This is a genomic window from Belnapia sp. (assembly GCF_059504005.1).
Genome location: NZ_JCACHU010000013.1, coordinates 1 through 12,874 on the forward strand (window position 1 = coordinate 1; position 12,874 = coordinate 12,874).

At 69.6% G+C, this 12,874-nt stretch carries 13 protein-coding genes; 6 read left to right on the forward strand and 7 right to left on the reverse strand.

The genetic code is table 11. The annotated features are described in order from the left end of the window. Positions 1-184: 184 nt before the first annotated feature. From AC5JJ1_RS02025 to AC5JJ1_RS02045, 5 genes are all read right to left on the reverse strand, one after another. Positions 185-994, reverse strand: coding sequence for an aspartyl/asparaginyl beta-hydroxylase domain-containing protein (locus tag AC5JJ1_RS02025; protein WP_495783446.1), 810 nt, complete (start codon positions 992-994; stop codon positions 185-187). Positions 995-1,493: 499 nt separating this feature from the next. Next, complete coding sequence (locus AC5JJ1_RS02030; RefSeq protein WP_495783447.1) at positions 1,494-2,189, reverse strand: SGNH/GDSL hydrolase family protein; 696 nt, start codon at positions 2,187-2,189, stop codon at positions 1,494-1,496. A gap of 23 nt (positions 2,190-2,212) precedes the next feature. Then, the gene (locus tag AC5JJ1_RS02035) at positions 2,213-2,809 is read right to left on the reverse strand and encodes a hypothetical protein (RefSeq protein WP_495783448.1); all 597 of its coding nucleotides are present in this window, start codon (positions 2,807-2,809) and stop codon (positions 2,213-2,215) included. Positions 2,810-2,903: 94 nt separating this feature from the next. Continuing rightward, on the reverse strand, positions 2,904-3,545 hold the full coding sequence (locus tag AC5JJ1_RS02040) for a DUF1127 domain-containing protein (RefSeq protein ID WP_495783449.1): 642 nt from the start codon (positions 3,543-3,545) through the stop codon (positions 2,904-2,906). Positions 3,546-3,703: 158 nt separating this feature from the next. Beyond that, the gene (locus AC5JJ1_RS02045) at positions 3,704-3,988 is read right to left on the reverse strand and encodes a PepSY domain-containing protein (protein ID WP_495783450.1); all 285 of its coding nucleotides are present in this window, start codon (positions 3,986-3,988) and stop codon (positions 3,704-3,706) included. Positions 3,989-4,155: 167 nt separating this feature from the next. On the opposite strand from AC5JJ1_RS02045, the gene AC5JJ1_RS02050 reads away from it, so the two are divergent. From AC5JJ1_RS02050 to AC5JJ1_RS02060, 3 genes are all read left to right on the forward strand, one after another. After that, entirely contained in the window at positions 4,156-5,268 is a 1,113-nt protein-coding gene (locus AC5JJ1_RS02050) for an S-(hydroxymethyl)glutathione dehydrogenase/class III alcohol dehydrogenase (RefSeq protein ID WP_495783451.1), read from the forward strand. A gap of 8 nt (positions 5,269-5,276) precedes the next feature. Continuing rightward, complete coding sequence (gene fghA, locus AC5JJ1_RS02055) at positions 5,277-6,122, forward strand: S-formylglutathione hydrolase (RefSeq protein ID WP_495783452.1); 846 nt, start codon at positions 5,277-5,279, stop codon at positions 6,120-6,122. A 182-nt stretch (positions 6,123-6,304) separates the two neighbouring features. Beyond that, the gene (locus tag AC5JJ1_RS02060) at positions 6,305-7,156 is read left to right on the forward strand and encodes an energy transducer TonB (RefSeq protein ID WP_495783453.1); all 852 of its coding nucleotides are present in this window, start codon (positions 6,305-6,307) and stop codon (positions 7,154-7,156) included. 24 nt (positions 7,157-7,180) lie between these two features. On the opposite strand, the gene AC5JJ1_RS02065 is transcribed toward AC5JJ1_RS02060, so the two are convergent. Further along, on the reverse strand, positions 7,181-9,538 hold the full coding sequence (locus AC5JJ1_RS02065) for a TonB-dependent receptor (RefSeq protein ID WP_495783454.1): 2,358 nt from the start codon (positions 9,536-9,538) through the stop codon (positions 7,181-7,183). Between the two features lie 196 nt (positions 9,539-9,734). Here AC5JJ1_RS02065 and AC5JJ1_RS02070 point away from each other — a divergent pair, with 196 nt between their 5' ends. Then, the gene (locus AC5JJ1_RS02070) at positions 9,735-10,076 is read left to right on the forward strand and encodes a c-type cytochrome (protein WP_495783455.1); all 342 of its coding nucleotides are present in this window, start codon (positions 9,735-9,737) and stop codon (positions 10,074-10,076) included. Between the two features lie 18 nt (positions 10,077-10,094). Here the strand turns inward: AC5JJ1_RS02070 and AC5JJ1_RS02075 are convergent, their stop codons facing one another. Continuing rightward, positions 10,095-10,595, reverse strand: a complete 501-nt coding sequence (locus AC5JJ1_RS02075) for a DUF3280 domain-containing protein (protein ID WP_495783456.1) — start codon at positions 10,593-10,595, stop codon at positions 10,095-10,097. A gap of 106 nt (positions 10,596-10,701) precedes the next feature. Here AC5JJ1_RS02075 and AC5JJ1_RS02080 point away from each other — a divergent pair, with 106 nt between their 5' ends. Next, positions 10,702-11,910, forward strand: coding sequence for an ABC transporter substrate-binding protein (locus AC5JJ1_RS02080; RefSeq protein WP_495783457.1), 1,209 nt, complete (start codon positions 10,702-10,704; stop codon positions 11,908-11,910). Further along, positions 11,907-12,866 (forward strand): PQQ-dependent catabolism-associated beta-propeller protein, encoded by a 960-nt coding sequence (locus AC5JJ1_RS02085; protein ID WP_495783458.1) that lies wholly within the window; start codon positions 11,907-11,909, stop codon positions 12,864-12,866. The genes AC5JJ1_RS02080 and AC5JJ1_RS02085 overlap by 4 nt, the downstream gene beginning before the upstream one ends. The last annotated feature ends 8 nt before the right edge of the window (positions 12,867-12,874 follow it).

Consider the following 12,874-nt stretch of genomic DNA (forward strand, 5'->3'; position numbering starts at 1 on the left):
CAAGCTGATGGCAAGGCGCTTGGCACGCTCATAAACATCTCGGACGGGCTCTAAGGGGCTGCGCAGACTGCTCGCCCACATCGAGGCTCACGACAACTGGACCAATATGCATTCAGCTGTCGGCTACCTCACGTCTCGGCAACGGGCGGCAAGGTAAGCTCTCTTTGGCATAGACAGGCGACGATCAGCGCACGAACGACCAATTTTTATAGAACAGCCGGTTGAACGAGCCGGCGACGGCGCTGGTCGCGCGCACCGCTAAGTCGAAGGCGCGGGGGAAGGGCGAAGGCCGCGCGATGTCCATGAACAGGCAGTATCGTGTCTCATCACGGTCGTTGACAGATTGATGGAAAACGGTGTCGTCGAAGATGAAGAGTGGGTCGTTCCGCCAACGATGCACTTCGCCATCCACCTCGATGAAGACATCATCCGTGGGAGGAGGCTCCAAGTTGTAGAGCACCCGGAAGGTCAACCGAAGCGGTCCGAAATGCCGTGACGTGCTCTCTCGGGTGCTGAAGACGGACACTGCGATTGTTTTGATGTAGCGATGGGGCGCGTCGAACTCCGGGATTGCGAGCGCATTCGGCTGCGCCGTGCCGAACCAGCGGAACACCAACATGCTGCGCTTTTGCCGCGCTGCCGTAGCGGCGAGATGCGTCTTGATCCGCTCGCCATTAGCTACGAAGGCGCGCACGCATGCTTCAATTTCCAGCCGATGCCCTGCCGGCAGGTCCTCCAGGGCGAAGCGGCGCCTGTTTCGGGCAGAGAACAGGTCAGCCAGCAGATTCACCGGTGAGAGCAGCCATGTCACGATACCGTTGCCAGTGAAATACTTTTCCAGAAGCTCCGCAGTGATGCGCCGATGCCGGCAGACGTCGACCACACCGCAGGCAGCCAGGACGCCGGTCGGCCAGGGCGCCAGCCATCCCGCGACAGCCAGGACAGCCCCCGTGCGCGCCATGCGCTTGAGCCGCTTACCTTGCACTTTCTGCATCTGCGACGCCTCCTGGACCTCAGAGGCCATTCCCTGACAGCCCCCACCTCGATCAACTCATGATACACCTATATGTTACGCGGCTCCCTCGCCAGCAGATAGACCGAGGGAGGCGGCGACAAGCCGAGTTCCGGTCCGGGGCCGAAGCCCTGACCAGAGAATCGGTCAGCGCTTGAGCCAATCTCTGACGGCGGCAAGGCGTCGCTCGCCAACCGCGCAATCACCGCATTGCCCAGCGCGCCCTGCAGAATATGGAACCCCATGCAATCTGAAAGGCAGTAAGCCACCACGGCCGCAACCGTCGGCGCAGGCTTATGGCAATCGGCAAACAGGCGACGAGCTCGCCGGTACCGGTGTCGACCGCGACATGCAGACCGCTGCACTCGCGTGAATGCAATCCGGGTTGGGGCATCAGGGAGGGCTGCGTTGAACTCATCGAACAACCCTGAATGGGCAGGCCACCAGCTTCTCCGCCAGCCTGCGGTCTCGGGAAGTCTGCTCAGTCGCGGCCGTAAATTACGGCGCGGCCTTGTGGCCGGTCGGAGACAAGGCGGACGATGGCGCCAGCAATCTTCCGACCGCCCTGGACCGAGGGCTCGATCGCATTGGCGAAGTCCGCATCCTCGTCGCAAACAAGCCGCAAGTCGATGACCGGAAGGCCGCGTCGGAAGGCCTCGCGCATGATGGCATCGTTGAACAAGCTGAGCCCGGCGACCGCCGATCGCTGCCGCTGCGGATCGGCAAAGCGTGGATCGTAGACGGTGCAGACAGCAGTGGGCAGCCGGCGGGCAAGCACCGCATCGAGCATCGCGCGGTAATCTCGCCGGAAGCGATCGACCACGGTGGCCAACCGGAGCAGCCCCTCGCCCACGCTGCGGGCTTCGTGGCCAAGGATAGCCTCCTGCCGCAGAGCATCGTTACCGCCGGCACTGATGACGAGATGGCTGGCCTCCCGCGGCACCCGCTCGAGCTGGCGGACGACGTCACTGGCGACCGCGCCATTCATCGCCGCCAAACTGCCCTGCCAGCCGGCGGGCAGCCGGTTTCGAAGGTGCGCGACCACATCCGGCCCACCTGTCACATAGCCCCTGTTGTCGAAAATCGAGTCGCCAAGCAGCACGACATGCCCGGCATGGCCGCTCTGGCCGGCCGTCTCATCAATGGCGAGCACCGTCAGGCCGGCGCCGATGGCCAACCGGCGACCGGTCGGTCGGGCTGTCATGATCGGCTGTCGCGTATCGGCGCCGCGGCCGTGGCGTCCATCGCCAGCAGCCCGGCGGCCAGTCTGGCAAGGCAACGCGCCGCACGGAGGCGCACCGCCGCCTGGCCCTCTACCCCCTCCGGCAACGTACAGCCGGCCAGGGTGATGGCTGTACCCAACAGTCGGGCTTCCAGCGCCGCAATCACGTCGTCGGCCACGGCATCCCGCCCGAAACGCCGGTCGACCTCCTCTCCGGCCCGGTCGATCTCCGCCTCGACCTGCGCGTCCTCCGCGGCAATGCCGAGGATTTCGGCGGGAGGATCCGGTTCCTCCCCATTGCGAATCGCCATGAGGCCCATAGCGGCGATCAGTGTCTGAATCGAACCGCCGTCGCCACCATGTGAGGCGAAGGCGCCGAAGGCGACGGCCAAGGCGGCCTCGCCCAGCACCTCGCGCATTTCATCGTCCATGGCAGCAATCGCTGGGGATAGCTCGCCGGCGCTTGCCTCGGCCTCGGGCTCCCCGCCCGGCATGCTGGGGACGCCGCCTTCCGCAAAGGCGTGAGAGAGGGTCGCAAGCGCATCGAACAGGCGCTGTTCCGATACCGTGCGCATAACACCTTCGCAAATGCGTTGAGGACCGGAGATGAACCTGCGGCGGCCGCTTCGGTTGCCAACCGAAGGCGGAGTATGGCCTCCGCCACGTCGCTTATGCGCAGCACTCCGTGAGGTAGGCGGCAGGCGATGGCGTAGCCGCCTCCAATACTGCCGTCCGCCAGGCCCGGGCCTCACGGGCGAGCAGGTCAAGCTCGGCCACCGACCCAATCCAGCCGCCATGATTTGGCGCCCGGCGGGGCGGATCGCCGAGGAGCAAGGCAGAACGGTAGAGGTCGGCACCCTCCCACCAATACGCGGTCAGGGTCAGGGTGGCGGCCGGGATCAGGTTCTCGGCCGGAAGTCCGAGCAGGGCGAAGCCGGACACCGGCGCAGGCCGAGGCTCGGCCAGCGCCGCCTGGGCGGCACGGCCCGCTGCCGCCAAGTCCTCAGGCCGCAATCCCGCCGCGCAGCGTTCCAACGAATAAAGCTTCAGGCACCAGCCGCGCAGGTCCAACCAGCCAAGCCGCCGGATGCCGGAGGTCCGGGTTGTATTGCGGCGCTCGGTGGCCGCAATCTTGGGCAGGGCGAACGGAATGCCGAGTGCGACATCGGTCCGCGTCAGGCCAAGGTCCAGCAGCCGCCGGTCATCGAGCTCAGCGAGGTCTCGTCGGTCGCGTGCCCACCGAAGCGTACGGGCCACCCAGCCCTCGCGTGGCGGCTTGGCGTGGAGGCGCCGGGAGACGACGGACGGCATCGCGCAAACTCCGCAAACGTGGTCGACGCAGGATCCGCCCCTTCATTGCAGCGACGCTACGGGTCCGGTCGAAATGTCCGCGAAGGAATCCGTGTATGATGCAGCCGAGGTGTCCTGAGGAGCCGGCGGCCTTCGCCAGGCCGCGCGGGACGCGGTACTCAGTCTTCCGCTTGGCGCGAGATTTCGCTCAGGCTGTCGGCTGATAGGCGGAGGTCGAAGCGGCGGCCGTCAGCGGTATAGGCGTCATCCACCTCCCATGTCCGGCCATCATCCTCGCGTTCGATCTCCTTCCACCGCACGAAGCCGCGCTCGCGCAGCACGGCTTCGATGCGGGCCTGTTCGGCGGGGGTGGGCGCGTCCCGCTCCGTTCGCTGCTGTTGTGCGCCGGCCAAGGAAGTGGTTGCCTGCAACATGGCGACGGCGAATAGAAGACGAACCACCATGATCCTCTTCCAACCAGTTCGACGGCTTGCGGACATGCAATGGTCCTCCCGGCATAAAGTCGCAAGAGGAACCAACTGATTGCAAGGCGGTTCCCGCACCGAACGATTTTTGCGGCCGGACCGAGGTCGAAGAAACCATACCGAACGAAAATCTTGGGGAGAACAGCATGAAGACGCGCGCCGCAGTCGCATGGGGAGCGGGGAAGCCGCTGTCGATCGAAACGGTCGACATCGAGGGGCCCAAGGCGGGCGAGGTCCTGGTGGAAGTGATGGCCACCGGAATATGCCATACCGACCAGTACACGTTGAGCGGGCAGGACCCGGAGGGGCTCTTCCCCGCCATCCTAGGCCATGAGGGCGCCGGGATCGTGCGCGAGGTAGGCGCCGGCGTCACCGCCCTCAAGCCGGGCGATCACGTGATCCCGCTCTACACGCCGGAATGCCGGCAGTGCAAAACCTGCCTGTCACGGCGCAGCAATCTCTGCACGGCGATCCGCGCGACGCAGGGCAAGGGGGTAATGCCGGACGGCAGCAGCCGCTTCCGCTGCGACAGCACGCAGATCATGCACTACATGGGTTGCAGCACATTCGCCAATTTCACCGTGCTGCCGGAAATCGCGCTGGCCAAGGTGCGCGAGGACGCCCCCTTCGACAAGATCTGCTACATCGGCTGCGGCGTCACCACCGGCATCGGCGCGGTGATCTACACGGCGAAGGTCTGGCCAGGGGCGAATGTCGCGGTCTTCGGCCTCGGCGGCATCGGCCTCAATGTGATCCAGGGCGCACGGATGGTCGGCGCCGACAAGATCATCGGCATCGACCTGAACCCGAAGAAGCGTGCCATGGCCGAGAAATTCGGCATGACCCATTTCATCAACCCGGACGAGATCGGGCGCGACAAGGTGGTGCAGGCGGTGGTCGACCTGACGGGAGGCGGCGCCGACTTCTCCTTCGATGCGACCGGCAACGTGCATGTGATGCGCCAGGCGCTTGAGTGCTGCCACCGCGGCTGGGGCGAGAGCATCATCATCGGCGTCGCCGGCGCCGGCCAGGAGATCAGCACCCGCCCCTTCCAGCTCGTCACCGGCCGGAGCTGGCGTGGCACCGCCTTCGGCGGCGCGCGCGGGCGGACGGACGTGCCGAAGATCGTCGACTGGTACATGGAGGGCAAGATCAACATCGACGACCTGATCACCCACACCATGCCGCTCGACCAGATCAACCATGGCTTCGAGCTCATGGAGCAGGGCGAGAGCATCCGCTCCGTCGTGGTGTACTGAGCGTGGCCATGGAGACGCTCTCGCGCGCCCGCTGCTTCGGCGGCGAGCAGCGCGTCTGCCGGCACCGGTCCGCCGAGACCGGGACCGAGATGCGGTTCGCCGCCTTCCTCCCGCCGCAGGCGCTCGGCGGGGCCCGCGTGCCGGTGCTGTGGTTCCTCTCCGGCCTCACCTGCACGGAGGAGAATTTCACGGTGAAGGCCGGGGCGCAGCGCGTCGCGGCCGAGCTCGGCCTCATGCTGGTCACGCCCGATACCAGCCCGCGCGGCGAGGGCGTGCCGGACGACCCCGCCGGCGCCTATGACTTCGGCCTTGGTGCCGGCTTCTATCTCGATGCCACGCAGGATCCTTGGGCGCGCCACTATCGTATGGAGAGCTACGTCGCACGGGAGCTGCCGGCCCTCATCGGCGCCGAATTCCCGGCCGATATGGACCGGCAGGGCATCGCCGGCCATTCGATGGGCGGGCATGGCGCGATCACCCTGGCGCTGAAAAACCCGGGCCGCTTCGCCGCCGTCTCGGCCTTCGCACCGATCGCCTCGCCCATGCGCTGCCCTTGGGGCGAGAAGGCCTTGGGGCGCTATCTCGGCCCCGACCGTGCCGCCTGGCGCCGCCACGACAGCACGGCGCTGATCGAGGATGGGGCGCGGCTGCCCGCGCTGCTGGTCGATCAGGGCATGGCGGACAATTTCCTCGAGGCGCAGCTCAAGCCGGAGCTGCTGGAGCAGGCCTGCGCCCAGGCAGGCATGCCGCTGACCCTTCGGCGGCAGGACGGCTATGACCATTCCTATTTCTTCATCGCAAGTTTCATCGAGGATCACCTGCGCTGGCATGCGGCTCGGCTCGGGCGTGCCTGAGCCGCCGGTACGGCCCGCGGCAGCACCGGGCAGACCGACCGATGCGGGCGAAGACGGGCCGCGCCGCGGCGGACATGCCCAATTGCACCGTGCCGGCCGCCCGGCGAGGTTCGGCGGGCATAGCCAAGGGTGAAACGCCAGACGTGACGAGACGGCCCGGCACGGCAAGGGCGATACCTGGCATGGCCCTGGGCCTGTCGGTCTCGCTTGCGATCCATGGTGTTGCGGCGGCGGCGATGACCTTCGCCGTGGCATGGCGTGCCATGCCCAGGCTGCCCTTGGAGGCCGCCTACACCATCCTGTGGCAGGATGACGTGCCGCCGAAGGCCGAGCGCCTGGCCGAGCCGCCAGATACAGGCCCCGATCCTGCGCCGCTGGGCGCTGCCGCCCTCGAAGGGTCGGGACCGGGAGACCAAGCGGTCGCGGATGCATCGCTGCCCGCGCCAGGGCCCCACATTACGCGGGCAGACGCGCCGGAGCCCGCACGAACCACCATCCTCGGAGCAGGGGGCGGTGACGCCACCCTCGCCGCCTTGCTGCCGCATCCGCCGATGCCGGCGCCACCTGTCGAGGCGGGAGAGACGGCCGAATTGCCCTTGCCGCCGCCCCTGCCGCCACCGCCCACGCCGCGGCGTGAGGTGCGGCCCGCCTCTCCGCCACGCGCAACACCTGGTCCGGCACTGCGCCCGGAAGCCGCAGCCCTCACCGTGCCTCCGCCCGTGCCGCCTGCCTTGGACCCCTCCAGTGCACCGCTCGTCTCCGGCCTGCCGCGCTTCCGCCGGCCGCCGCCTCCGCCCGATTATCCGTCCCGCGCCCGGGACCGTGGCGAGGAGGGCAGCGTTGCCCTGCGCCTCCTCGTGGATGCCGAGGGCGCGACGCGGGAGATCCGCATCCAGCGCTCCTCCGGCAACCGGCTGCTCGACGAGGCCGCCATCGCCGCCGCACGCCGCTGGGAGGTGGAGCCCGCGGTCATTGGCGGCCGCCGTGCCGTCGCCTGGGTTGAGGTGCCGGTGCGCTTCCGCCTCGAACAGTAGGTCGACTGGCGGGGCGCTGGCGCCTCAGAAGCGGATCCGCAGCCCGCCATAGACGGCGCGTGGCAATCCAGGGCTGACCGTGCGCGGGTCGGTCAGGCCGAGATTCAGCGCGCTCGCGGCTTCCAGGTTGTAGAGCGTGCCGAAGGTCGCGTAGCGCTGGTCGAACAGGTTGCGGACGATGCCGTAGAGCTCGACACCCTGCGCGACCCGCAGCGCGGTGCGGAGATTGACCACCGCATAGCCCGCGATCGGCTTGATCTGGTTCGACTCGTCGCCGCGGAGATACTGCTCCGAGTTGAAGATCACCGTGCCGCCCAGCGTCCAGGCCTCCGTGGCGCGCCATTCCGTATCGAAGCGCAAGCGGTGGCGCGGGATGCCGGGCAGGCGGTCGCCGGGGGCGACCTGGATCGCGCCGGACGCATCGGCATCGGGGTGATTCGGGCTCGGCAGGGCCTCGGCCGTGCGGAAGGTCGCATCGATCAGCGCGTAGTCGAGGCTGAGGGCCAGCCGCTCGCCGCGCCAGCCGAGCCCCGCCTCGATCCCCTGGCGGCGGGTGTCGCCGGCGTTGCGGAAGAAGCCGCGGCCCTGGATGTCGCTCTGCACCAGCAGGATGTCGTCGGTCAGGTCGGTCCGGAACAGGCCCAGATTCCAGGCGACGCGGCCGCCCACCCCAAGCCTGTCCCCGGGCAGGGTGCCGCGCAGCCCCGCCTCCCAGCTGCGGCTGACCACCTGGCGCAGCGGCGGGTCGGAGAGGAAGAAGGCGCCGAGGGTGCAGGGGAAGAGCGGGTCGGCGCAGGCCAGCTCGGCCGGCGTCGGCGCGCGGTTGGCCTCGGCGTAATCGGCATAGGCGGTGACGCGGTCGGTGGCCCGCCAGGTCAGCCCGGCCATCGGGTTGAAGCGCTGGAAGCTGTGGCTGCCATCGAGTGCGCTGCCGATGCGGTCGCGCAGCGTGATCTCGGCAAGGTTGAACCGGCCGCCCAGCGTTGCCGAGAGCCGCGGCGTCAGGTCCAGCGTGCCGCTGCCATAGATCCCCCAATAGGCATTGCTGGTCCTGAGCCGCACCGGCGCGATGCCGCCGGCGGGCTGGTCGACGACCAGGCCGAAGCCCGCGACGCCGCGCTCCGGCGTCACCGTGCCGAACTCGCTGCTGCCCTCGAACTCGGTATCAGCATGGTCGGAGCTGGTGCCGAAGATCAGCCGCGCCGGCAGCCCGAGCACTGTCGGGCTGGCCACCAGCTGCACCGTGCCCCCCGTGCCGAGGCTGTTCGTGCCTGTGCGGTTCCGCAGCCCCGGCGGCGCGCCGCCGAGCTGGTCCTCCGCCACGGCGCCGCCGCCGAGCACGGAGAACGGGGCGCCGCCATCGGTGCAGAGCTGGCCTGCCGGGCCACCGGGACCGCACTCCTCGGCCTCGGCGAGGTCGGCATTCAGCGTGCGCTGGCGGAAGCTGCGGACATAGGCCGTGGCCTCGAGCGAGACCGTGTCGGTGATGGCGTAGCTGCCGCGCGCCTGCAGCGTCAGCAGGCGGTTCCGCGTGACGTCGGGAAGGGTGAACACGCCCCGCCGGTCGCGCGCCAGCAGCTCCACCGGGGCCGGCCCATTGCCCTGCAGCCGGTTGTCGCCGGCGCCGAGCGACAGGTTGAACGTCGCCCGCTCGCCGCGGAAGCCGAGATCGCCGTAGAGCCGTCGGATGCGGGAGGGCGAGGCACGCCGCCAGCCATCCTCGTCCAACCCCTCCAGCGCCAGGTAGCCGGCCACGTTCCCGACCTGCCGGCCGGCCTGGGCGCTGATCCCCCGCCGGCCGAAGGAGCCGCCAGACAGGTCGAATTCCGTGCCCTGGAAGTCGAAGCCCGTCCGCATGCGCAGCGCCAGCGCGCCGCCGATGGCATTCAGGCCGAAGAGCGGGCTGCTGCCGAGCAGGTCGACGCCGCGGATGGCGACCTCCGGGATCAGATCCCAATTCACGGTGTCGCCGAAGGCCTCGTTGATGCGGACGCCGTTCTGGTAGACGGCGAGGCCCTGCGGCGTCCCCAGCAGGGGCGAGGCGGCGAAGCCACGATACTGCAGGTCAGGCTGGAAGGGGTTGGCCTGGGTGTCGTTGCGCGTCACCGAGGCTGAGAGCCGCTCCAGCGCATCGGGCAGGCTCGGGCGCCCCTCGCGCGCCAGGTCGACGGCGGAGAGGCTGCGCGGATTGCCGGGCACCTGGTCGCGCCGCAGGCCGCTGCCCGGCAGCGGCGCGACGGCCACCGACTCTACGAGGGGCAGGGTGGCGGCCGGCGGGGCCTGGGCCGCGGCCGGAGCAGCGAGGCCCAGCAGCAGGGCGCTGGCTGAGAGGCGCCCACTTCCGGCCACGCGCCGCCCCGCCACCCGCTTGGATGTTTCCATGCCGCCCCCCTTTGCGCCGCAGGATGCCATCACCAGCGAGGAGCGCATCCCGGGGCGGGCAAAGCTCGCGCGGTCATGATCGCGTGTTCCGGCCCGATGCAGCGGGCGAGCGGCGTTAGCACCGGACCCCGTGGGGAGGAGGTTCGGCAGGATGAATCCAGGGAAGTCCGCTTCAGTCGCGCTTGCAGCATTGCTCATGGCCGCCGCCATTCCGGCGATTGGCCAGGCAGCCGGGGATCCGGAGGCCGGCAAGACCTCCTTCAATCGCGTCTGCGGGGCCTGCCACGCGGTTGCCGAGGGGCAGAACAAGGTCGGCCCGTCGCTGCATGGGGTGGTGGGCCGGCCCGCCGCCCAGGTTGCCGGCTTCAACTACTCGCCGGCCATGCGCGATTCGGGGAAGACCTGGGACGAGGCGACGCTCAACGCCTATCTGGAAAATCCAAGGACCTATGTTCCGGGCACGCGGATGATCCTGGCCGGCGTCCGTAGCGAGGCGGAGCGCCAGAACATCATCGCCTATCTCGACCAGCAGCGTTGAGCGGCGCGCTGGCCACCCTCACCGCGGCGGCGCCGGCGCGGCGAGGAGCCGGTTGCGCAGCAGCCAGCGCATCCCGCGCTGCCAGCTTTCGTCGGTGTTGCCGCGGATCTCGGCGCTGTAGACGGCGCGTGTGGCGCCCGAAGGGGCGGCCTCGTGCAGGGCCACGGTGATGCTGATGATCAGGTTGCTCACCTTGTGCACAACCGTGACCAGGGCGAGGTCGGCACCGAGCTCGGCCGCCGCCTGCGGCGCGCAGGGAGGGCAGGTATTCAGCGCCGGCCCTGCGGCGAGGCGCTCGCGGAGCGGTGCGACCTCCACCACCTCGTAACGGCCGGAGGCGGCGAGCGCCTGGCGCAGTTCCTCGCCGATCAGGGCGAGGCGCCGCTGCTGATCCTCGCGCCGTCCCTCGCCGGAGGTATCGACCAGTTCCGGATCGAAGACGGCGGCACGATCCGCCGCGGCCGCCAGGCCCGGCAGCAATCCAGCGACCAGCGCCATCACGCGGAATAGTGAGAGCATCTTCCCTCCGCCACCTCGCCCGGGAGCGGCATTATACGCGCGAACCCACATTCGGCTGCCTCATGGGCCGATGCGCCATGCAACAGGGCGGGGAGGAGGCGATGCCATGCCGGTAACGGCCGGGGCGCGTCCGCGCCTGCTGGCGCTGGCCGTGCTTCTGGGAGTTTTCGCCGCGGGCGCTGCTGCGGCGGAGCCCTCGAGGCTTGGCATCGGCTATCTCGGCTGGCGGCCACCGCAGCCGCTGGCCTCGACCCTGCTCGACCCACCGCCGGAGGATGAGGGCCTGCAGGGCGCGCGGCTCGGCCTGGCCGACAACGAGACGACCGGCCGCTTCACCGGGCAGCATTTTGCCCTGGAGGAACGGCTGGCGCGTGGGCCGGATGAGGCGCTGGAGGCGCTGCGTGGCCTGGCTGCGGCGGGGGTGCAGCTGGTGGTGGTGGACCTGCCGGCGCCGCTGCTGCTTCGCGCAATGGCGCTGCCCGAGGCGGAGGGCCTGACGCTGCTCAATATCGGCGCGCCCGACGACGCGCTGCGCAACGAGCAATGCCGGCGCGGGCTGCTGCACATCCTGCCGAGCCGCGCCATGCTGGCCGATGCGCTGGCGCAGTACCTGGCCGTGAAGCGGTGGCGGAACATCTTCCTCGCCGTGGGGCCGGGCGAAGGCGACCAGCTCTATGCCGAGGCGGTGCGCCGCGCCGCGCGAAAATTCGGACTGCGCATCGTCGTCGATCGTCCCTGGACCCATGACCCCGGTGCCCAGCGCACCGACACGGGCCATCTGTCGCTCGCCGCCGAGGCGGCACGCTTTACCCAGGGGGCTTCGGCCTATGACGTGTTGGTGGTGGCCGACGAGGCGAATGCCTGGGGCGACAACCTGTCCTACCGCACGACGGAGCCGCGGCCCGTGGCCGGCACCCAGGGGCTGACGCCCACCCTTTGGTCCCGGGTGCACGAGCAATGGGGCGCGACCCAGCTGCAGCGCCGCTTCCGCGCCCGGGCCGGGCGCTGGATGACGCCGCGCGACCAGGCCGCCTGGCTGGCGCTGCGGGCGATCGGCGAGGCGGCAGTGCGGGCCCGGTCCAGCAATCCCACCGCCGTGGTGGCCACCATGCGCGGTTCCGCCTTCGAGCTGGCCGGCTTCAAGGGCACGCGCCTCACCTTCCGCGACTGGGACGGGCAGCTCCGCCAGCCGGTGCTGCTGGCGGAGCCGCGCGCCCTGGTCTCGGTTTCTCCCCAACCCGGCTTTCAGCACCAATTCTCCGAGCTCGACACGCTCGGCACAGACCGTCCGGAGACGCGATGCCGCCTGCCATGACCCGCACCATCGCCGCGCTGGCGCTCGCCCTGCTCGCCGCCGCGGCCCGTGCCGAGACCATCCTCGTCTCGAACGAGAAGGACAACACCGTCACCGCGCTGGACGGCGAGAGCCTCAAGGTCATCCGCACCGTGCCGGTCGGCGAGCGGCCGCGCGGCATCGCGCTGTCGCAGGACCGGCGGCACCTCTATGTCTGCGTCGGCGACAGCGACCGGGTGGACGTGCTCGACCTCGAGACCTGGCAGGTGGTGCGCCACCTGCCCTCCGGCCCGGACCCTGAGCTGCTGGCGCTGCACCCGGACGGGCGGCGGCTGTTCGTGGCCAATGAGGACGACAACATGGTCACGGTCGTCGACGTGCAGCGCGGCCTGGTGCTGCGGGAGATCCCGGTCGGCGTCGAGCCCGAGGGCATGGGCATCAGCCCCGATGGCCGTTTCGTGGTGAACACCTCCGAAACCACGAACATGGCGCATGTGATCGATGCCGAGAGCGGCGAGATCGTCGCCAATATCCTGGTCGGCGCCCGGCCCCGGGCCGTGGCCTGGGCGGCGGACGGGCGCCGCTTCTGGGTCTCCGCCGAGATCGGCGGCACGCTGACGCTGATCGAGACGGAAGGCTGGCGCATCGCCGGCCAGGTCGAGTTCGCGGTGCCCGGCGTGCCGGCGGAGGCGATCCAGCCGGTCGGGATGACGCTGTCGGCGGATGGGGCGAAGCTTTTCGTGGCGCTCGGCCCCGCCAACCGCGTCGCCGTGGTGGACACCCGGACGGCGCGGGTGGAGCGCTACCTCCTGGTCGGCCAGCGGGTCTGGAACCTCGCCCTCTCCGCCGACGGGTCGCGCCTCTACACGACGAACGGCGTCAGCAACGACCTCTCGGTCATCGATGTCGCCGCGATGCGGGTGACCCGCTCCGTCCCGGTCGGCCGAGCGCCCTGGGGCGTGGTGGTGCGGCCGTGACCGCGGCG

Coding starts and splice junctions, on each gene's coding strand:
- AC5JJ1_RS02050 (WP_495783451.1), top strand. CDS start 4,156: ATGAAGACGCGCGCCGCAGTCGCATGGGGAGCGGGGAAGCCGCTGTCG.
- AC5JJ1_RS02025 (WP_495783446.1), bottom strand. CDS start 994: ATGCAGAAAGTGCAAGGTAAGCGGCTCAAGCGCATGGCGCGCACGGGG.
- AC5JJ1_RS02040 (WP_495783449.1), bottom strand. CDS start 3,545: ATGCCGTCCGTCGTCTCCCGGCGCCTCCACGCCAAGCCGCCACGCGAG.
- fghA (WP_495783452.1), top strand. CDS start 5,277: ATGGAGACGCTCTCGCGCGCCCGCTGCTTCGGCGGCGAGCAGCGCGTC.
- AC5JJ1_RS02080 (WP_495783457.1), top strand. CDS start 10,702: ATGCCGGTAACGGCCGGGGCGCGTCCGCGCCTGCTGGCGCTGGCCGTG.
- AC5JJ1_RS02065 (WP_495783454.1), bottom strand. CDS start 9,538: ATGGAAACATCCAAGCGGGTGGCGGGGCGGCGCGTGGCCGGAAGTGGG.
- AC5JJ1_RS02045 (WP_495783450.1), bottom strand. CDS start 3,988: ATGGTGGTTCGTCTTCTATTCGCCGTCGCCATGTTGCAGGCAACCACT.
- AC5JJ1_RS02085 (WP_495783458.1), top strand. CDS start 11,907: ATGACCCGCACCATCGCCGCGCTGGCGCTCGCCCTGCTCGCCGCCGCG.
- AC5JJ1_RS02060 (WP_495783453.1), top strand. CDS start 6,305: ATGGCCCTGGGCCTGTCGGTCTCGCTTGCGATCCATGGTGTTGCGGCG.
- AC5JJ1_RS02035 (WP_495783448.1), bottom strand. CDS start 2,809: ATGCGCACGGTATCGGAACAGCGCCTGTTCGATGCGCTTGCGACCCTC.
- AC5JJ1_RS02070 (WP_495783455.1), top strand. CDS start 9,735: ATGGCCGCCGCCATTCCGGCGATTGGCCAGGCAGCCGGGGATCCGGAG.
- AC5JJ1_RS02075 (WP_495783456.1), bottom strand. CDS start 10,595: ATGCTCTCACTATTCCGCGTGATGGCGCTGGTCGCTGGATTGCTGCCG.